General features: G+C 53.6%; 18 protein-coding genes. 7 read left to right on the top strand and 11 right to left on the bottom strand.

Going from position 1 to position 17,572, the window contains the following annotated elements; genetic code table 11:
• Nucleotides 1-438: 438 nt before the first annotated feature.
• The 3 genes from clpX to tig form a co-directional block, all read right to left on the bottom strand.
• The gene (gene clpX / locus BM299_RS11360; RefSeq protein ID WP_092484161.1) at nucleotides 439-1,689 is read right to left on the bottom strand and encodes an ATP-dependent Clp protease ATP-binding subunit ClpX; all 1,251 of its coding nucleotides are present in this window, start codon (nucleotides 1,687-1,689) and stop codon (nucleotides 439-441) included.
• 13 nt (nucleotides 1,690-1,702) lie between these two features.
• Nucleotides 1,703-2,296: an ATP-dependent Clp endopeptidase proteolytic subunit ClpP gene (gene clpP, locus BM299_RS11355; RefSeq protein WP_092484158.1), complete on the bottom strand. Its 594-nt coding sequence runs from the start codon at nucleotides 2,294-2,296 to the stop codon at nucleotides 1,703-1,705.
• 75 nt (nucleotides 2,297-2,371) lie between these two features.
• Entirely contained in the window at nucleotides 2,372-3,709 is a 1,338-nt protein-coding gene (gene tig, locus BM299_RS11350; protein WP_092484155.1) for a trigger factor, read from the bottom strand.
• Between the two features lie 444 nt (nucleotides 3,710-4,153).
• On the opposite strand from tig, the gene BM299_RS11345 reads away from it, so the two are divergent.
• From BM299_RS11345 to BM299_RS11330, 4 genes are all read left to right on the top strand, one after another.
• Nucleotides 4,154-4,366, top strand: a complete 213-nt coding sequence (locus tag BM299_RS11345; protein ID WP_092484152.1) for a biotin/lipoyl-containing protein — start codon at nucleotides 4,154-4,156, stop codon at nucleotides 4,364-4,366.
• A 313-nt stretch (nucleotides 4,367-4,679) separates the two neighbouring features.
• Nucleotides 4,680-5,861, top strand: a complete 1,182-nt coding sequence (locus BM299_RS11340; RefSeq protein ID WP_092484149.1) for an acetyl-CoA C-acetyltransferase — start codon at nucleotides 4,680-4,682, stop codon at nucleotides 5,859-5,861.
• Nucleotides 5,862-6,171: 310 nt separating this feature from the next.
• Nucleotides 6,172-7,314: an acyl-CoA dehydrogenase gene (locus BM299_RS11335; protein ID WP_092484147.1), complete on the top strand. Its 1,143-nt coding sequence runs from the start codon at nucleotides 6,172-6,174 to the stop codon at nucleotides 7,312-7,314.
• A 270-nt stretch (nucleotides 7,315-7,584) separates the two neighbouring features.
• Entirely contained in the window at nucleotides 7,585-7,818 is a 234-nt protein-coding gene (locus BM299_RS11330; protein ID WP_092484144.1) for a DUF1657 domain-containing protein, read from the top strand.
• A gap of 96 nt (nucleotides 7,819-7,914) precedes the next feature.
• Here BM299_RS11330 and BM299_RS11325 read toward each other — a convergent pair whose 3' ends face one another.
• Nucleotides 7,915-8,226: a hypothetical protein gene (locus BM299_RS11325; protein ID WP_092484141.1), complete on the bottom strand. Its 312-nt coding sequence runs from the start codon at nucleotides 8,224-8,226 to the stop codon at nucleotides 7,915-7,917.
• Here BM299_RS11325 and BM299_RS11320 point away from each other — a divergent pair.
• Nucleotides 8,193-8,630, top strand: coding sequence for a CBO0543 family protein (locus BM299_RS11320; protein ID WP_281246369.1), 438 nt, complete (start codon nucleotides 8,193-8,195; stop codon nucleotides 8,628-8,630). The genes BM299_RS11325 and BM299_RS11320 overlap by 34 nt on opposite strands.
• A gap of 15 nt (nucleotides 8,631-8,645) precedes the next feature.
• Here the strand turns inward: BM299_RS11320 and BM299_RS11315 are convergent, their stop codons facing one another.
• Genes BM299_RS11315 through BM299_RS11300 form a run of 4 tightly spaced genes read right to left on the bottom strand, consistent with a single transcriptional unit; the run spans nucleotide 8,646 to nucleotide 13,240 of the window.
• Nucleotides 8,646-8,828, bottom strand: a complete 183-nt coding sequence (locus tag BM299_RS11315; RefSeq protein ID WP_092484136.1) for a hypothetical protein — start codon at nucleotides 8,826-8,828, stop codon at nucleotides 8,646-8,648.
• Between the two features lie 11 nt (nucleotides 8,829-8,839).
• Nucleotides 8,840-10,078, bottom strand: a complete 1,239-nt coding sequence (locus tag BM299_RS11310; protein ID WP_092484133.1) for a Ger(x)C family spore germination protein — start codon at nucleotides 10,076-10,078, stop codon at nucleotides 8,840-8,842.
• Nucleotides 10,062-11,168, bottom strand: coding sequence for a GerAB/ArcD/ProY family transporter (locus BM299_RS11305; RefSeq protein WP_092484130.1), 1,107 nt, complete (start codon nucleotides 11,166-11,168; stop codon nucleotides 10,062-10,064). The genes BM299_RS11310 and BM299_RS11305 overlap by 17 nt, the downstream gene beginning before the upstream one ends.
• Nucleotides 11,165-13,240, bottom strand: a complete 2,076-nt coding sequence (locus BM299_RS11300) for a spore germination protein (protein ID WP_245779742.1) — start codon at nucleotides 13,238-13,240, stop codon at nucleotides 11,165-11,167. The genes BM299_RS11305 and BM299_RS11300 overlap by 4 nt, the downstream gene beginning before the upstream one ends.
• Nucleotides 13,241-13,495: 255 nt before the next feature.
• On the opposite strand from BM299_RS11300, the gene BM299_RS11295 reads away from it, so the two are divergent.
• Entirely contained in the window at nucleotides 13,496-14,689 is a 1,194-nt protein-coding gene (locus BM299_RS11295) for a mechanosensitive ion channel family protein (RefSeq protein WP_092484127.1), read from the top strand.
• A 162-nt stretch (nucleotides 14,690-14,851) separates the two neighbouring features.
• On the opposite strand, the gene BM299_RS20230 is transcribed toward BM299_RS11295, so the two are convergent.
• From BM299_RS20230 to BM299_RS11285, 3 genes are all read right to left on the bottom strand, one after another.
• Complete coding sequence (locus BM299_RS20230) at nucleotides 14,852-14,977, bottom strand: hypothetical protein (protein ID WP_281246368.1); 126 nt, start codon at nucleotides 14,975-14,977, stop codon at nucleotides 14,852-14,854.
• A 140-nt stretch (nucleotides 14,978-15,117) separates the two neighbouring features.
• Nucleotides 15,118-16,506 carry a sensor histidine kinase gene (locus tag BM299_RS11290; protein WP_092484124.1) on the bottom strand — a complete coding sequence of 463 codons (1,389 nt, stop codon included), beginning with the start codon at nucleotides 16,504-16,506 and terminating at the stop codon, nucleotides 15,118-15,120.
• On the bottom strand, nucleotides 16,499-17,173 hold the full coding sequence (locus BM299_RS11285; protein WP_092484121.1) for a response regulator transcription factor: 675 nt from the start codon (nucleotides 17,171-17,173) through the stop codon (nucleotides 16,499-16,501). Before BM299_RS11285 ends, BM299_RS11290 begins: the two co-directional genes overlap by 8 nt.
• Before the next feature lie 216 nt (nucleotides 17,174-17,389).
• Between BM299_RS11285 and BM299_RS19365 the strand changes: the two genes are divergently transcribed.
• Entirely contained in the window at nucleotides 17,390-17,563 is a 174-nt protein-coding gene (locus BM299_RS19365; protein ID WP_165608285.1) for a hypothetical protein, read from the top strand.
• The last annotated feature ends 9 nt before the right edge of the window (nucleotides 17,564-17,572 follow it).

Raw genomic sequence — 17,572 nt, 5'->3', positions numbered from 1 at the left:
AGGGGACAGACTTTCATGCCGCTATCGCGGCACCAACAGAGGATGAAAAGCGTGCAGGTCGGGTTGTTCCCCGCTGCGTTCAAAATCTCCGCGTCGACGGGACTAAGGTTCGCTTCGGGCCGAATTTGGCGGTCCTGCATAATGCGCAGAACGGGTAGTTATACTGGGTCATTTATTAACAATAGCTTTCTCTTTTCAAGCTATGCCAGTGGTTTGTTGCGCGATTCGTCCCGCCAATTCGGCAGCCTCAGCTTCACCAAGTCCCGTTACCGACGCTCCGATACATCACTTGCGGGGAACAACCCGCCCGCACCCAATATGCCTTTTCAGGATAGGCACTTTTTTCAAAATGCGAAAAAAGAGCCAGTCCCCTTTTTGCCCAGCCCTCTTTTTTAACAACCACCAACCACCAAAAAGCCACCCTGTCGGGTGGCTTTTTTATGCTGATTCCTCTTTTTTCTTTTTCCGCTCCATGGAAATAACCACGGGCTTTTCCTTTTTTAATATAGTATCCCTGGTAATGATGCACTTGGCGATATCGTCCCGGGACGGAATATCGTACATGATTTCCAGCATGATGTCCTCCAGGATGGAGCGTAGGCCCCGGGCGCCGGTTTTTCGCCGCAGCGCCTCCTGGGCAATGGTCTTGAGGGCGTCGTGCTGGAATTCCAGATTTACGCCGTCCAGGTCAAGGAGTTTTTCATATTGTTTGACCAGCGCGTTGCGCGGTTCGGTGAGAATACGTACCAGCGCGTCTTCGTCCAGCGCGTCCAATGTAACAATGATGGGCAGACGGCCCACAAATTCGGGAATCAAACCGTAACGCAGCAGGTCTTCAGGTAAAATCTGCGCTAATATGTCACCGATGCGCATTTCCTGCTTGGGCTTGATCTCCGCGCCGAAACCCATCACCTTCTTGCCGATGCGGTTTTGGATAATCTTTTCGATCCCGTCAAAGGCGCCACCGCAAATGAACAAGATATTGGTGGTATCCAACTGGATGAATTCCTGGTGCGGATGCTTGCGCCCACCCTGGGGCGGCACGCTGGCCACAGTGCCCTCCAGGATTTTCAAAAGCGCCTGCTGCACGCCTTCCCCGGATACATCCCGGGTAATGGAGGGGTTTTCGGACTTACGGGCGATTTTGTCAATCTCGTCAATGTATACTATGCCCTTTTCGGCCTTTTCTACATCGTAATCGGCTGCCTGTATCAGTTTCAGTAAAATGTTTTCCACATCCTCGCCCACATAACCGGCCTCTGTAAGCGAAGTGGCGTCGGCAATGGCAAAAGGCACGTTCAGCAATCTGGCCAGCGTCTGGGCCAGCAGGGTTTTCCCGCTGCCGGTCGGGCCCAGCATGACAATATTGCTCTTTTGCAATTCCACATCGTCGATTTTACTGCCCAGGTTAATTCTTTTGTAGTGATTATAAACAGCCACGGCCAGAGATTTCTTGGCGCTTTCCTGTCCTATGACATACTGATCCAAAATATCCTTGATTTCCATGGGTTTTGGAATATCGCCAAGGTCAAGGCTGATGTCTTCGCTGAGTTCTTCTTCGATGATTTCGTTGCATAGTTCAATGCACTCGTCACAAATGTATACACCCGGCCCGGCCACAAGTTTTTTCACCTGATCCTGGAGCTTGCCGCAAAAGGAGCATTTCAGCTGACCTTTTTCATTAAACATAATTCCACCTCTTTTAGCTTTGCTTGGCTCTCATAAACACCTTGTCTATAAGGCCGTACTCTTTTGCCTCCTGAGCCGACATGAAGAAGTCGCGTTCCGTGTCACGGGCAATTCTCTCCTTGGGCTGGCCGGTATGCTTGGAGAGCAAATCATTCAAAGTATCTTTCATGCGCAGGATTTCCTTGGCATGGATGTCAATATCCGTGGCTTGGCCCTGCACACCGCCCAATGGCTGGTGAATCATAATCCGGGCATACGGCAGAGCATAACGCTTGCCGGGCGCCCCGGCCGCCAGAAGGAAAGACCCCATACTGGCTGCCTGCCCAAGGCAAATGGTTGATACGTCCGGCTTGACATACTGCATCGTATCATATATGGCCATCCCGGCCGTTACCACCCCGCCGGGTGAATTAATGTACAGGTTGATATCCTTTTCCGGGTCTTCCGCTTCCAGGAACAACAACTGCGCAATAACCAAATTGGCCACGCCGTCGTCTATGGGGCCGCCGATAAAGACAATCCTGTCCTTTAACAGCCTGGAGTATATGTCATAGGATCTTTCGCCCCGGTTGGTCTGCTCAACAACAATGGGTACCAGATAAGACACTTGCTAATCTCCTCCTAACAATTATACGATATTATTTACGACCATATCACAAAAAATAACCCCCGTCTATTTAACTTATTCTGCAGCCGGCGGGTTTGTGTCTTCTTCCTGCCCGGCGTCTTCTTCCACCTGTTCGGCCGCTTGCGCAATAAATTCAATGGCCTTTTGCTGTTTTAAGCTATCTCTAATATATTCAATCTGGTTCTGTCCTTCAAGTATTTTACGCAAAACGGCGGGATCCTGCTGGTAATTTTCAGCCATAGAGGCAATTTCCTTTTCCAGGTCCTCATCGCTGACCTCAATGTTTTCCTTATTGGCGACGGCCTCCAGCACCAGAGTTGTTTTTACGCCCCGCCTGGCGTCATCGCGCAGGTTGTTTTTCAAGTCGTCCAGCGTGGAATCGGTATACTTGAGGTAATTTTCCATGTTCAGACCCTGCGCCATCAGGCGTCTTTCCATATTTTCCACCATTTCCGCCACCCGGGTGTCCACCATCTCCTCGGGAATGTCCACTTCGGCGTTTTCCACGGCCTTTTGCACGGCCTGGTTCATAACTTGCTGCTTGGCCCTCTGCTCCGCGGCTTCCTTTAATTTATTCAACAAGTCAGCCTTAAATTCCTCCAGGGTGTCAAATTCGCTGACATCCTTGGCAAACTCATCGTCCAGGGCAGCCTGTTGTTTACGTTTGATGCCCTTTACGGTCACCGTAAATACGGCATCCTGCCCTTTCAGGTCATCATTGGGATAATCATCCGGGAAAGTCACAGCAATATCCCTGGTTTCACCCACAGTGACACCGATGAGTTGGTCCTCAAAACCGGGCACAAAGGTGTTGGACCCGATTTCCAGATGGTAATCTGTTCCCTTGCCGCCTTCAAATTCCACACCATCTTTTTTACCCACAAAATCAATAATGGCGATGTCACCGTTCTCCACGGCACCCTCTTCCAGATTAATTAATTGAGCATGTCTCTCCTGCAGCTTTTTCAGCTCGTTCTCCACATCCTGCTCGGTGACTTCCACTTTGGGTTTGGTTACCTGAAGGCCCAGGTACCGGCCCAGGTTTACGTCGGGCTTGACCCGTACGGTAGCCTTGAATTTGACGGGTTTGCCCTCTTCCAATTGCTCCAGTTCCAACTGAGGCTGAGAAACCGGCTCCACGCCGGTTTCGCTCACCGCCTGCATATATGCCTCCGGCACGACCAGCTCAATGGCTTCATTATAAAGGGTTTCCTTGCCGACAAAATTTTCAAAAACCATCCGCGGGGTTTTGCCCTTGCGAAATCCCGGCACGCTGACTTTCTTGACCAGCTTACGATAAGCCTGATCCATCGCCTTGTCCAACTGTTCGGCGTCAACCTCTACGTCGAGAACTACGGTATTGTTTTCTAATCTTTCCGCGGTCGCTTTCATGAATGCTCCCCCTTTTAAGTTGTCATTATTTATGTAATGTTTTCCATACACAGTATTATTTTATCCAAATCAAAAGTAATTACAATAAGATTTACCCATTTATTATTCTATGGCGGGTTAAACATTTCCTCTATTTAATTATTTCGGCATTTATTGCTCCGCCGGCAAATTAAAATCTACCGTATAAAGGTGTATTCTAACATTGATCACGTCAAACGGCAAGACAAAATTTCCACCTGGCAGGTGTTGTTTTTCAAAAATTAAATTGACGTTGCAATTAAAATATGTAATAATTTCCTTGCCGGGACATACTTGGACCGGCCGGCATACACCGTGCCCGGCCCGGTCAATGTATGTTTTTCAGCGGATTAGCTTAAAATACCGGACATAGGCTAATCTTAAAATGTGTGTTCGAAAAAGAAAATCAGGGGGAGGTAATTCTTAATGACCAACGTAGTATCACCGATGGTAGGAAAACTGGTATCCGTTGACGTAAAAGAGGGCGATCAGGTAAAAGCCAACGACGCGGTAGCCACCATTGAGGCCATGAAGATGATGGTTAAAATTTTCGCTCCCGCCGACGGCACAGTTAAAGAAATTAAAGTCGCGCCCGGCGACGTCGTCAATACCGATACAGTAGTCATGGTTCTTGAATAAGGCAGTTACATACCACGCTGTCAACGCCTTGCCCGTTTGCGGTAAGGCTTTTTATTTTTTTCTCACATTTATTTACACCCCCGCCTTTCACTGTCCACAATACATACATAATTATCATGCCCCTTTACAGTCGAAAACCAGCAAAGTCCCCGCAACCCCAGTTCAAGTCCTTTCCCTTTAAGTATTTCAAAAGATGACGAAATATTTGCAACCTGGCACAGGCTTTGCTTCTGTTAATTTTTAATTTTTGTAACCAATTCGAATAATTTTATCATAATCAAATTTTTGATTTTTTGAAAGGAGTATAAAAAACATGCGTCAATCGGTAATCGTCAGCGCGGCCAGGACCCCGTTCGGCAAACTTGGCGGCGCGCTAAAAAACCTCAAGGCAACCCAACTGGGCGGCATTGCCATTGCCGAAGCCGTTCGGCGAGCCGGCATCGACGGTGCAACAGTGGACAACGTCATTTTCGGCCAGGTGCTGCAGGGCGGCTGCGGGCAGATTCCCTCCCGCCAGGCCGCCCGGGAAGCCGGCCTGCCCTGGGAAACGCCGTCGGAAACCATCAATAAAGTATGTGCCTCGGGCCTGCGGGCTGTCACCATGGGCGACCAGATTATCCGGGCCGGCGACGCGGACGTTATAGTGGCCGGCGGCATGGAAAGCATGAGCAACGCCCCTTACTTTGTACCGGGCGCGCGGTGGGGCCTGCGCATGTTCAATACCCAATTTACAGATTTGATGGTACATGACGGGCTGTGGTGCTCCTTCTATGACCGGCACATGGCCATCCACGGCGGTGAAGTGGCCGTAGAATACAACATCAGCCGCGAAGAACAGGACGAGTGGGCGCTGCGCAGCCACCAACTGGCTATCTCCGCCATTGACGGCGGCCGGCTCAAAGAGGAAATCATACCGGTGACCATCCCCCGGAAAAAAGGTGACCCCGTCGTGGTGGACACCGATGAAGGACCCCGCCGGGAAACCAGCATGGAAGCACTGCGCAAGCTGCCCCCCGTATTCGACCCCAACAACACCGTCACCGCCGGCAACGCCCCCGGGGTGAACGACGGTGCGGGCGCTCTGGTTATTATGTCGAATGAAAAAGCCGGTGAACTGGGCATTAAACCAATGGCTACCGTTTTGGGCCACGCCTCGGTGTCCCAGGAGGCCAAGTACATCGCCACCGTACCGGGGTTGTCCATAAACAAACTGCTCAAACAAAAGGGGATGACCATCGACCAAGTGGACCTGCTGGAAGTCAACGAAGCCTTTGCCGCAGTGGCGTTGGTCAGCGGCAAAATCGCGGGCTGGAACCCGGACAAGGTAAACGTCAACGGCGGTGCCATCGCCTTTGGCCATCCCATCGGCGCCAGCGGCGCCCGCATCTTGATGACGCTGATTTACGAACTGCGCCGCCGCGGCGGCGGCATCGGCGTGGCCGCCATCTGCAGCGGCGCCGCCCAGGGCGACGCAGTCATGGTGCGGGTGGAGTAGCGCCAAAGCAAGCGGGGGCGATTGTTCCCCGCGAGTGATGTATCGGAGCGCCGGTAACGGGACTTGGCGAAGCTGAGGTTGCCGGATTGGCGGGACGAATCGCGCCGGAAAAAATTTAGCAGCAGTTAAGGTGAATGCGACTGTTAAATGATTCACCCAATATAACTAACCGTCGCGCGCATTATGCAGGACCGCCAAATCCGGCCCGAAGTAAGCCATAGTCCCGTCGGCGCGTAGATTCTGAACGAAGCGGGGAACAATCGCCCCCGAGCTGGTTGAAAAAACCTACACGCGAAAGGAGCTGCCATAGATGCCTTATCAATTAACCGACGAGCAGCAAATGATGCGCGACATGGTGCGCAAACTAGCCCAGAACGAACTGGCCCCCCGGGCGGCGGAAATAGATCGCACCCACCGCTTTCCCCGGGAAAACATCGAAAAAATGGCCGAACTGGGCCTGATGGGCGTGCCCATCCCTGAAGAGTACGGCGGCGCGGGCTGCGATTTTCTATCGTATATTATTACCATTGAAGAAATCTCCCGGGCCTGTGCCTCCACCGGCGTAATTCTCGCCGTACACACTTCGGTGGGTACTTTCCCCATTTTGTACTTCGGTACTGAAGAACAAAAGCAAAAATATATTCCCAAACTGGCCGGCGGCGAATTCCTGGGCGCCTTTGCCCTGACCGAATCCAACGCCGGGTCCGACCCGGCCAACCTTTCCACCACCGCCCGGCTGGAAGGTGATCATTATATCGTCAACGGCAACAAAATATTCATCACCAACGGCGGCGAGGCCGACGTGTACGTCACCTTTGTCACCACCGACAAAAGCAAGGGCCACAAGGGCATCACCTGCCTTTTGGTGGACAAGGACACCCCGGGCTTTTCCGTGGGCAAAAAGGAAGAAAAAATGGGCCTGAACGGCTCCCAGACCACCGAGCTTATCTTCGACAACGCCCGGGTACCCAGAGAAAACCTTTTGGGTAAGGAGGGCGAAGGTTTTAAAGTGGCTATGGCCCTTTTGGACGGCGGGCGCATCGGTATCGGCGCCCAGGGGCTGGGCATCGCCCAGGCGGCCTTTGACGTGGCCAAACAATACGCCAAAGAACGGGTGCAGTTCGGCAAGCCCATCGCCGACTTCCAGGCCATCCGGTTCATGCTGGCGGACATGGCCACCCGCATCGACTGCGCCCGCCTGCTGGTCTACCGGGCCGCCCGCATGCGCGACATGGGCCTGCCCTACAGCAAGGAAGCCTCTATGGCCAAAATGTACGCCACCGACACCGCCATGGAAGTGACCACTAATGCTGTGCAAATCCTGGGCGGTTACGGCTACTGCCGGGAGTACCCGGTGGAGCGTTATATGCGCGACGCCAAGATAACCCAGATTTACGAGGGCACCAACCAGATCCAGCGTCTGGTGATTGCCAAACATTTGCTGAAGGACTAAAACCATAGCAGATAAAAAAACACCCCCCCAAGCAAAGAGGGCGCAACCCTCTTTGCTTTTTTTATTTAATACCCATTGTAATTAATTACACTAAGGGAAATACAAACAATAAATTCCTTGATTTGGATTTTGCTTCGCCATATCCAGCCCTGAATCATCATGCACAGGAAAACACACCTAATCAAGTCAAAAACCGTACGCCACCGAAATAAATATATCACGCAACAAAAGCTCATAATAACCTTGTAAAATTCAAAAGGAGGCGAGGCCATGACAGTAGGCACTAAAATGCATACGACGCTGAACAGTTTGCGCTCCGTCCATGCCGATTTAAAAACCTATGCCCTGGAAACTGATGACCAGCAGGCGAAGCAAATGTTCACCGATTACGCCAACCAGATCGAGCAAATTAAAAACGGTTTTGAAGGCCGGGTAAATTACATCGAACAACAGGAACCCCAGTATCAGGTTTACAATCAAAATAATCAAAACAAGCAAAAGTAACAGGTAGTATACTTAAAACACAGGGTTGCTGTCCAAGGGACGACAACCCTGTGTTTTTCATGCCCTCCGGTCAAGATAGTGTCTCGCACATTCCGGTCATTTCAGTTTGGCCAAATCAACCCCCCGGCCCAGGGCGCCGGCCTGTGCTTTTCGCATGATATTTTCGGCCAACTCCGCTTCCGCCACGTTGCGACAGCGCGCCACCACGATAATTTCGCCGGATGGGGCACTTTTACGCCGCAACCTTTGCCTCTGTATCACCCGGTCCAGCAGGTAGCCCACCCCGCCCCCGGCCGCCAGGCCCAAAAGTCCCAAGGCAATGGGTCCGATAAACACCACCGAGCCGTAAATCACACCGAAAAGCATCCCAATGGATGCGCCAATGGCTATGCCGTCCACTAAACTCATGCCGTCGGCCCGGTACGGCGCTTTTTTTCTTCAAGTCCAACCTGAACTTGATCCTTGGCTCCATTGTGGTGGAAAAGGGAATGATTATTTACCCCGTCCGCCTGTTAGGTTATCTCTTTGACACCAACCTTCTGTTTGAGATTTTGGTTCTCCCCACCCTGTGCGTGCTGTACAATCAGGTCACCCTCAGGCGTGGCCTGTGGCCCGCTTTCTACTACGCTCTTCTGTTCAGCGCCGGCATAACAGCATTGGAATATCTCATTGAGTTATATACAGACCTCATAGAATACATAAGCTGGAGCTGGTTTTTCACCCTGACCAGCTTAACGGGCGTTTTCATACTGTCCCGCGTTTTCCTGGTTTTTTTCCGCTGGGGCTGCCGGCGTTTCGGGCGTACCGCATAAAGCCCGCGGGCGCTTTTAGTTCGCGAAATACGCATAATACCACAACAGCATAACCGGTGCCAGAAAGGTAACGCCGGCGGTGATAAACGCCCCCGCCGCGCCGCGCAGTTTTTTTTCCTCACGCCACGCATACCAACCGTAGCTGGCCACGTGCAGGGAAACCAGCCCCACCGCCAGTACGATTAAAAAATTCAGCATTAACTCACCACCTACTGCAGCGGCTCCATTTCGTGCAGCAAACCGCTGCGCCGGATCCGGTAATCAACGTTAACCGTAACCTCGGCCAGGGGGTATTTCTCCTCCCATTTATACGCCTCCCACTCGGGCCAGGTGCGGAAAAGCTTCTTGGCGTGCAGCCCGAACCCCAGAAAATCAGCACCCAGTTCCTGGCTTTTGGCCACGGTATTATTGACATTTTCCAGCAGGGCCTCCTCCACGGCCCGTTCCAGATCGGGGAGTCGCTCCGGCCGTGTGTAGTTTACCCCGCTCTGGATACTGATGATATCTCCTTCCAGCTTTAAAGACGCCGTAATCCGAGGATAACCGTCCGATATTTGCACCCTCACCTCGGGCGCTTGCCGGGGTTCCACCTCCAAAATAATATATTGGTCCGGGTGTTCGGGGTCGGGTAGGTCCACAATGGTACGGTTGAAGGTGCCGTTGAACATTTTCTGCACCCCCACCTGGTCACCGTTTAATGTACCCAACATTTTCCCCGCACGAAAAACCGCTCCCCCCATAATCTCGATGTTGCCGCCGCCTTCCCGGGGGATTCGCCCGGCCTGGTACCGCCCCATGGTTTTGGGCGCATCGGTTTCATAAACGGGGCTCTTGCGCTCCAGGGCCGCCAGAACGGCCACGGGTTCGATACCCGGGGAACTTGATTTAATGTAAAAATGGTGAAAATTGTCAAAGGGAATAAATTCGGTGTACCGCCAGCCCCGATGCATGAGTTCATAATACTTGCCCACGTTGTCTTCCAGCTTGGGCTGGCCCTTGGCCAGAAATTCCTCGGCCCGCCCCTGGCAGACAATAACCGACGAGGTGCGGCGGAACTGGTAAAACCGGGCGATGGGGGCGAAATACTTACCGATGCCTTCCTCGGCCAGTTCCCGGGAGAAAACAAACCACTTGTTATGCGACAAGTCGGCCTTGCGGTCCATCACAGCGTTTAAAAGTTCCAGGGCGCTAAGCAGGGTCTCGGTCTCCAGGGAGACGGTAATAAAACCGCCCTGGCCGCCCCCGCCCGACGCCGGCTGCCCCCCACCGCCCCCCGCGATGTTCTTGGGCACCGCGATAACCGCCGTGACAGTAAGTACATTCTGCCGCCCCTTGTCCAGCCCCAAGGCCATCACCCAGGCCTTTTCGTCGGGTTCGGAATAATCATAGCAGCCCGCCGGGGATAGCAGTAAAACGGCCAGCAGGATGGCGCTAAGTGCTTTTTTCATCTATAACGCCTCCCTTACCCTTGAATCGCGTGATCAGCAGCAGTACCAGCAGTATACCGGCCAGCGCGCCCAGGCTGTACTTGCTCAGGTACGCCTCGTTCCAGTAAATTAGCTGCGGCACGTTCTGGGGAATAAACGCCACCGTCTGCACCAGCACCGCCATGGCCGGCACAAAGGGCCGGTAATCGCGCAATTTGCACAGGCTGCACAATACGGAGGCGGCAGCGTAAAGGGATACGGACAAAAATATTAAATTGGCGAATATGGATACGGGCATAAACAAAACTTCCACTCGCTGGCCGAACCGGCCAATGTTGACCATGCGGGAGATTTCAAAACTGGGCAGCGCCAGTTCACTGACCGCGGGGTAAGTAAAAACCAGCAGAGAGGTCCAAATGTAAGTAAACATAAAAAAACCCGCAATAGCCACCCCCCAGACCCCTACCTGTTTTATTTTTCCGCCGGGCAAAAAGGGATATATGATCCCCAACAGTAGAATCTGCACAAAATCCCCGGAAGAGGTCAGCCCGGACTTCAAAATCTCCAGGGGACCGGAACCCCACAGCGGGTAAAGGGTATGAAAACGCCACAGGGGCACGGTCAGGGCGATCAGTACCATGGTGGTAACCAGGAGGACCCCCAGCAGAAACCGGGCGGTGCGGGATACCGCCTCCGGGCCCAGGTAACCTACCACCACGGCCCCCACCGCAAAGAAAAGGACCACCATGCTGATGGGGGTGTTGGGCAGGTAACCCGCCTCCACCCGCTCGCTGACCCCCCGCAGGGTCAGCGCCGCCCCAAGTATAAACACGGTCAGGTAAAACAGCGCAAACAGCCCGTTGATATACGGCCCGGCAAGTTCCTCTCCGATCTCCACCAGGTTGCGGCCGGGAAACTTCTGCAGCAGAGTTACCAGCAACAGCACCCCCGCCAGTCCGACAAACGTTTGTACCAGAGGAACCATCCAGGCCGCGTTGTAACTTTCATGAAAGAACTGCCGGCCGTAACTAAGAAAAGTCTTGGCCGAAATAAAAATAAACAGTATGGTTACGGCTTCGGACACCCCGATCACGGTTTGCTGCCGCATCATTTACGACCTTTTACCCCTTTCCTGCCGCCGGGGCGCAGCCAGCCGCGGCTGACCTCGGGCTGGTATCGCCGCTGCAACGGATCGACATAATCGGGCCTGGTCTCCTGCTGCCACACCGGCCCCCGAACAAAATAGTTGGCGCTTGTGCCCGTGACCGGGGCTGCCGGCACCATGAAAGGCACGCCGAAAGACCGCAAGCTGACCATGAACCCCACGTGAATGAAAAAGCCCACCAGGATGCCCAAAAGTCCCGAAAGAGATGCCAAAAAAATGTAAACAAACCTAAGCACCCTGACGGACAGGGAAAATGAATAATTGGGAATAGCAAAGGAACCTATGGCGGTCACGGCCACCACAATAATCAGTATGGGACTGACGATGTTGGCGGCCACCGCCGCCTGGCCCAGGATCAAGGCGCCCACAATGCCCAAAGTGGTGCCCACGGTGCCCGGTATCCTGATCCCGGCCTCCCGGATCAACTCAAAAGAGGCCTCCATGATTAGTATTTCCACGATGGAAGGAAACGGTACCTTTTCACGCGCCCCAGTCATGGCCAGCAGTAGGTCTGTGGGAATGAACTCCTGGTGAAAAGCCGTGATGGCCACATAGTGGGCGGGCAGCAGTAGTGCCAGAAACAGCCCCACATAACGTATAATCCTGATAAAAGTCCCCAGGGGCCACCTGATATAGGCATCCTCCGGGGACTGCATCAGGTCGAAAAAGGTACAGGGCACCACCATGACGAAGGGGTTGCCGTTCACCAAAACAGCCACCTTACCTTCCATGATACCGGCGGCCACCCGGTCCGGGCGCTCGGTAGTCAACACCTGCGGCATCAAGTGCAGGGGTGAATCCTCTATCATCTGCTCCAGTAAACCGGTTTCCTGCAAATAATCGCCGCGCACCGATTCCAGCCGCCTTTTCACCTCCCCCACCAGGTCGGGGTTGGCCAGGTCGGCCATGTACATGATGGCGCATTGCATGGGCGAAACGTCGCCGATCTTAATGAACTCGGTCACCAGCGCGGGGCGCTGGATTATTTTCCTGACCAGGGAGGTATTGATCCTGATCTGCTCGGTAAACGCCTCCTGGGGACCGCGGATGACGGCCTCCACCTGGGGAGGGGATATGCTGCGGAAATGCCAGCCCTTGGTCTCCAACAATAAAGCCTGGTTAAAGCCGTCGATGAACAGCGCGCTGTTACCACCCAGCACATCGTTGACCACTTTTTGATAGTTATCCGCCACCGCCACCTGGTTATTGGGCACCAGCGCTTCCTTAACCCGGTCGAAAAAATCTTTATATCGGCCGGCCGATCCGTTTTGCCCGTTCTGTTTTTCCGCCTGTGCCTTGAGGTCCGAAAACAGCATCAGGGGCTGTAATATGGCCAGGTTTTGCACCTGGGAATTAACCACCCCGTCTATGAACACCAGCAAAGCTCTGAATGGCGGGTCCGTACCGATGGTCAGGGTGCGCAACACGGCGTCCTTGTTCCGGGGCACGCGAAAAATCGCGGTCAGCACCCGCCGGTTTTCTTCCAAATCGTAGGCCAGTTTGGTTTTTGCCCGGAGCATTTCCTCTATGGCCTGGTTTTCCGCCACCTGGCCGGCGTACTTTTCCCGCACGGCGGAATCGGCTTCGTTTTTTTCACCGGCCACCGCCTGCCCGGCGGCATTGTTCCCGTTTTTCCCTCCGGCAACCGGCTGCTTCGCAACATCGTCTCCGTTTTGCATACCTCGTTGCCCCGTAGCTTCGCTCCCGTTATCTCCGGTATCCGGATGCCCGGACTCGACGGCATCGGGCGCAGGTGTTTCCCCGGTTTTTTTGCCTCCCCGCGCTTTCCTTGCCCTGGCGGTCCGGCCCCGTTTTTTCCCTTCCCGGGTTCCGGGTTCGGCCCCCGGTGCATCCTCTCTCCACCCGGCGGACTTATCACCGGCCCCTTTTGCCCCTTTTGCGCCGGGCTGCCGAACATCTTTCACCGGCCGGTCTTCTATCCCCGCCATAAACGTAGTGGATGGCTCTTCGGGCTTTTGATACAGCAAATACTTGGCCAGCTTTCTCAGCCAGGACATCCTCCACCCTCCCGGGGTCAAACTTTAACTTCTTTAAACTAACTATATTACCTGGATATTGTGTTATTTGGTTTGCCAACCGTTATTAAGTAACCCGGCAGCTTAAGATAGATTTAACACGCAAAATTAGTTATACCCTGGCAGTTGCTGGTTTATGTGCCTGTTCTGCCCGGCTCTTCAGCGCATAATTTTTATGTTATAATAACTAGCAGTTAAAATATTCATTTTCTGCGAGGTGACGATCATTTTACAATTATGAAAACATTTGAGAATTGGCTGGCCGGCATAAACATCCAGTCATTATTGACCGACCTGGCGCTTGCCGCGGCGGTGCTGGCGGTCACCTTCATAGCCGTTAAAATTTTATCTTTTGCGCTGGACCGGCTGGTAAAACAAAACAAACCTTCTCCAGGCAATGAAAAGGAACGCCAGCTGAATGACGAAACCGCCACGGGGCAAAGCATCCTTTCGGACAGTTTTATTAATTCCGTGCGGGCTTTGCTGAAAACATTGCTGCTGTACGGCGGCTATTTTATGGCAGCCGTCATAATTTTGGAAATATTTAATGTTAGAATTATTTCACCCGATGATTTAAAGTCCCTGGGCATTAAATTGCTGAAAACTATAGGCATACTGGTGGGTGCCAAGCTGGCCGTCAACTTCGGCCGGCTGGCGATCAAACAAATTTTTGCACAAAGGGAAATCAAGGATAATTTCATAGAAAAACGCCGCGCGCAAACCCTGGAAGTGCTGCTCCGCAGCGTGCTTACTTATGTCGTATTTTTTGTGACCGGCCTGATGATATTGCAAATTTTCAACGTCAACACCAGTGCCATCCTGGCCAGCGCCGGCATCCTGGGCCTGGCGGTGGGTTTCGGCGCCCAAAACCTGGTGAAAGACGTGATCAGCGGCTTTTTCATACTGTTTGAAGACCAGTTCAGCGTGGGTGATTTCGTGGAAACAGCCGGCGTGGTCGGCACGGTGGAGGAAGTGGGCCTGCGCACCTGCAAAATTCGCCAATGGACGGGGCAGTTGCACGTCATACCCAACGGGGAAGTCACCCGGGTGACCAACTACAACCGGGGGCCGATGCTGGCCCTGGTGACGGTGGGCATCGCCTACGAGGAGGACATCGACCGGGCCATCGCGGTCCTGCAGCAGGAGTGCGAAATCGCCTTCCGGGAAATTGAAACCATCCTGGACACTCCCCAGGTACAGGGCGTTACCGAACTGGCCGACTCTTCGGTGAATATCCGCGCCATCGCCCCCACCGTACCCGGCGAACACTGGGCCGTGGAGCGCGAACTGCGCCGCCGCTTCAAGTACGCCCTGGACCGGGCGGGTATCGAAATCCCCTACCCCCGCCGGGTGCTGTACCAGCGGGACGATGAGGGACACAAGGATGTCGGCAGCGCACATCACTTACCCGGCGAGGGCGAGCGGGGGTAGAAATTTACCAAAATTGAAAAGAATAAAAAGGGGACTGGCACCGATTCACACAACGAATCGGTACCAGTCCCTTATACGTATATTTCCTAACAAAAACTAAACCGGGGGCAGGTTTTTTATTTAAACCAGCCCCCGGTCATTTATCTCCGGCGTACACGGTAATCACTCCTTATTTTTTTTTGCCTTCTTGGCTTTTGGCGCGGCCTCCCTTTTAATGTCGTTATGCTCGGGTTCAATTTTCTCCAGTCCGATATCCCGCAAAATCTGGTCTATCAATTCTTTCGTCACAGACATTCCTCCTTGGTTGTTGGATAATCACCTTGTTAGTTTATGCTACAGAACATAGCATATGCTAATTATATAATAAGGGTGTAAAAATTCAAACAAATTTCTGTTAAATAATCATTAAATAGGTCCAAACACCCGAATCAGTCCCCGAGCGGCAGCAGAACTTCTAATTCCGCACCGCCCACCGCCGCGTTCCGTGCGCAAATATCGCCCCCGTGCTCTTGCACAATGGCCCGGGCAATGGGCAGACCCAGACCGCTGCCCCCCCGCGGTCCCTTGTAAAACCGGTCCCACAGGTGCCGCAGGTCTTCTCCGGTGAATCCCGGCCCGTCATCCCGCACCGTCACCCGAACATTGCCCCCGCCGGCGGCCTCGGCGTCCACTTCGACCCGGCTGGAAGCATATCGCAGGGCGTTGGAAATCAGGTTAATAAACACGCGGACCATTTTTTCCCCGTCCGCGCGCAGGTGAGCCTCGGGACACCGGGTTATCTCCAGGTCAATACCCCTTTCCAGGGCCACCACCCGCTGCGATTCCACCGCCTGCTCCAGCACTTCCAAAAGCTCAATTTCTTCAAATTTATATACCCCGAAAGCGCTCTCCAGTTTACCCAGGTAAACCAGTTCTTCCACCAGGTTTTTCAGCCGCCCGGTCTCCCGCACGATAACATCCAGGGCCCGGCCCGCCTCCGGGCCATGAAAAATACCGTCCCGAACCCCTTCTGCGTAACCCTGGATGGACATTAAGGGGCTTTTTAACTCGTGTGAAGCATTTTGGAAAAATTGCTTTTGCGCCCGGTCGTAAGCCGCCAGCTTTTCATCCATAGCGTTAACAGCCTGTCCCAGTTCCCCGATTTCATCGCCGGTATCCACCGGTACCCGCCAGCCGAAATTGCGCTCGGCCACCCGGTGGGCTTTTTCACGGAGCAACGCCAGCGGACGGGAGATACGCCGGGCCAGCAGCACGGTAATTACCAGGGCCGCCAACGACGCTGCGCCCAGGCTGATTAAAAAAAGGGTTAAAAGTTCCCGCCGGATTTCCTCCAGACCCTCCACCCGGGTAAGCAGTACCACCGCCGCGCCGCGGCCGTTCATGCCGCTCAAGTAACGGGCCGCCGCCACGTAACGTTCATTCCCCAGGGTAACCCGACCCTCGTAGATGCCGGCGTCGGTCATTTGCTCCGCCACTGCGGGGTCCAGTACGCTGCCGGCGGGTACCGTGGAAATACTGCTTTCCACCACCACTCCCCGCCGGTTGACCAACAAATATTCGCCCTGGATAACCCGCCCTAACATGTGATAAGTCATGTATTGGTGCATCATGCCGCGCTGCCAGTAGCCAGACTCCGGCCGGTCAATCAACATGTCCGCCACGCTGCGGGCATCCCGGAGCAGGTTTTCCCGGGCCGTCTGCTCCAAATGCCGGTTGAGCAGCAGCCAAAATGACGACCCCATCAACAAGCCGGTAAGCATGATCACTGCCAGGTAACCCAGGGCGATGCGCAGAGCGATGCTTTTTCTTCTAAACATTAATTTTATACCCGTAGCCCCATACCGTGACCACCCGGGTTTGGGCCCCCCTCTCCTTCATTTTGCGCCGCAGCCGCTTGACCACGTCATCCACGGCCCGGGTATCGCCCACGTAATCATACCCCCACACCCGGTCCAGTATTTGCTCCCGGCTCAAGGCCTGCCCGGCATGCCTGGCCAGCAGGTATAACAAATCAAACTCCTTGACGGTCAGATCCAGCGTCCCGCCCCCGGCGACAGCCTCCCGCCGGTCCGGATAAATGTTCAGGTCACCCGCCCGCACCTCTTCGCCGGAGGACACGGGAACGGGCGCCCGGCGCAAAACGGTGCGTACCCGGGCTACCAGTTCCCGGGGACTGAAAGGTTTGGTCAGGTAATCATCCCCGCCCAGTTCCAGCCCGAGAATGCGATCCACTTCCTCACCCCGGGCGGAAACAAAAATTATCGGCACATCGCCCCGGCGGCGAATTTCCCGGCAAAGTTCCAGGCCGTCCATGCCCGGCATCATAATATCCAGAATAAACATGTCCGGCAGTTCGCGGGCCAGCGCGTCCAGCAAGCCCTGCGCCCCGCTGAACACCCGCACGGTAAATCCCTCGCGTTCCAGGTATTTTTTTATTATTTCAGCGATATCGGGATCATCATCTACCACAAAAATTTTTTTCAAAACCGCATCCCCCTGCCAGTATGCTTGAAGTTTTTTACCCAGGTCGCAAAACTGGTGTTCTATACCTATATTGTACTGCAAATCAGCTTAAATCTCAAAGGTTTTTCCAACCACGCATCGGATAAAAAAATTAAACCCCACAAGAAATTATCTATTGCTCAATTAAATAATATGCTGTATAATGTGCATAATATGAGATTATCGGAGGTGGCTATCATGCAACAAACTTTGGCTTTTCGTTTGACTATCGGCGGTGAAGGCAATCTCCGACAATACCACCTCCATTCCAGGTGGTTGGCGGAAGTTTACGTTCAAACTTACCTGCGGCTGGGAAAACCGGTTAATATTGAGCAACTTGTCAATGGCTGCTGGCAGCCGGCCAATATTTAAAGCATAGTA

This window comes from Desulfoscipio geothermicus DSM 3669 (assembly GCF_900115975.1).
GTDB classification, from domain to species: Bacteria; Bacillota; Desulfotomaculia; order Desulfotomaculales; family Desulfallaceae; genus Desulfoscipio; species Desulfoscipio geothermicus.
The sequence above is the reverse complement of the archived record's forward strand: the minus strand, read 5'-3'. Positions and strand labels throughout refer to the sequence as shown.

Coding starts and splice junctions, on each gene's coding strand:
- BM299_RS11340 (WP_092484149.1), top strand. CDS start 4,680: ATGCGTCAATCGGTAATCGTCAGCGCGGCCAGGACCCCGTTCGGCAAA.
- tig (WP_092484155.1), bottom strand. CDS start 3,709: ATGAAAGCGACCGCGGAAAGATTAGAAAACAATACCGTAGTTCTCGAC.
- BM299_RS11330 (WP_092484144.1), top strand. CDS start 7,585: ATGACAGTAGGCACTAAAATGCATACGACGCTGAACAGTTTGCGCTCC.
- BM299_RS11290 (WP_092484124.1), bottom strand. CDS start 16,506: ATGTTTAGAAGAAAAAGCATCGCTCTGCGCATCGCCCTGGGTTACCTG.
- BM299_RS11310 (WP_092484133.1), bottom strand. CDS start 10,078: ATGAAAAAAGCACTTAGCGCCATCCTGCTGGCCGTTTTACTGCTATCC.
- BM299_RS11295 (WP_092484127.1), top strand. CDS start 13,496: ATGAAAACATTTGAGAATTGGCTGGCCGGCATAAACATCCAGTCATTA.
- clpX (WP_092484161.1), bottom strand. CDS start 1,689: ATGTTTAATGAAAAAGGTCAGCTGAAATGCTCCTTTTGCGGCAAGCTC.
- BM299_RS11325 (WP_092484141.1), bottom strand. CDS start 8,226: ATGAGTTTAGTGGACGGCATAGCCATTGGCGCATCCATTGGGATGCTT.
- BM299_RS11300 (WP_245779742.1), bottom strand. CDS start 13,240: ATGTCCTGGCTGAGAAAGCTGGCCAAGTATTTGCTGTATCAAAAGCCC.
- BM299_RS11315 (WP_092484136.1), bottom strand. CDS start 8,828: ATGCTGAATTTTTTAATCGTACTGGCGGTGGGGCTGGTTTCCCTGCAC.
- BM299_RS11320 (WP_281246369.1), top strand. CDS start 8,193: ATGCGCCAATGGCTATGCCGTCCACTAAACTCATGCCGTCGGCCCGGT.
- BM299_RS11345 (WP_092484152.1), top strand. CDS start 4,154: ATGACCAACGTAGTATCACCGATGGTAGGAAAACTGGTATCCGTTGAC.
- BM299_RS11305 (WP_092484130.1), bottom strand. CDS start 11,168: ATGATGCGGCAGCAAACCGTGATCGGGGTGTCCGAAGCCGTAACCATA.
- BM299_RS19365 (WP_165608285.1), top strand. CDS start 17,390: ATGCAACAAACTTTGGCTTTTCGTTTGACTATCGGCGGTGAAGGCAAT.
- BM299_RS11335 (WP_092484147.1), top strand. CDS start 6,172: ATGCCTTATCAATTAACCGACGAGCAGCAAATGATGCGCGACATGGTG.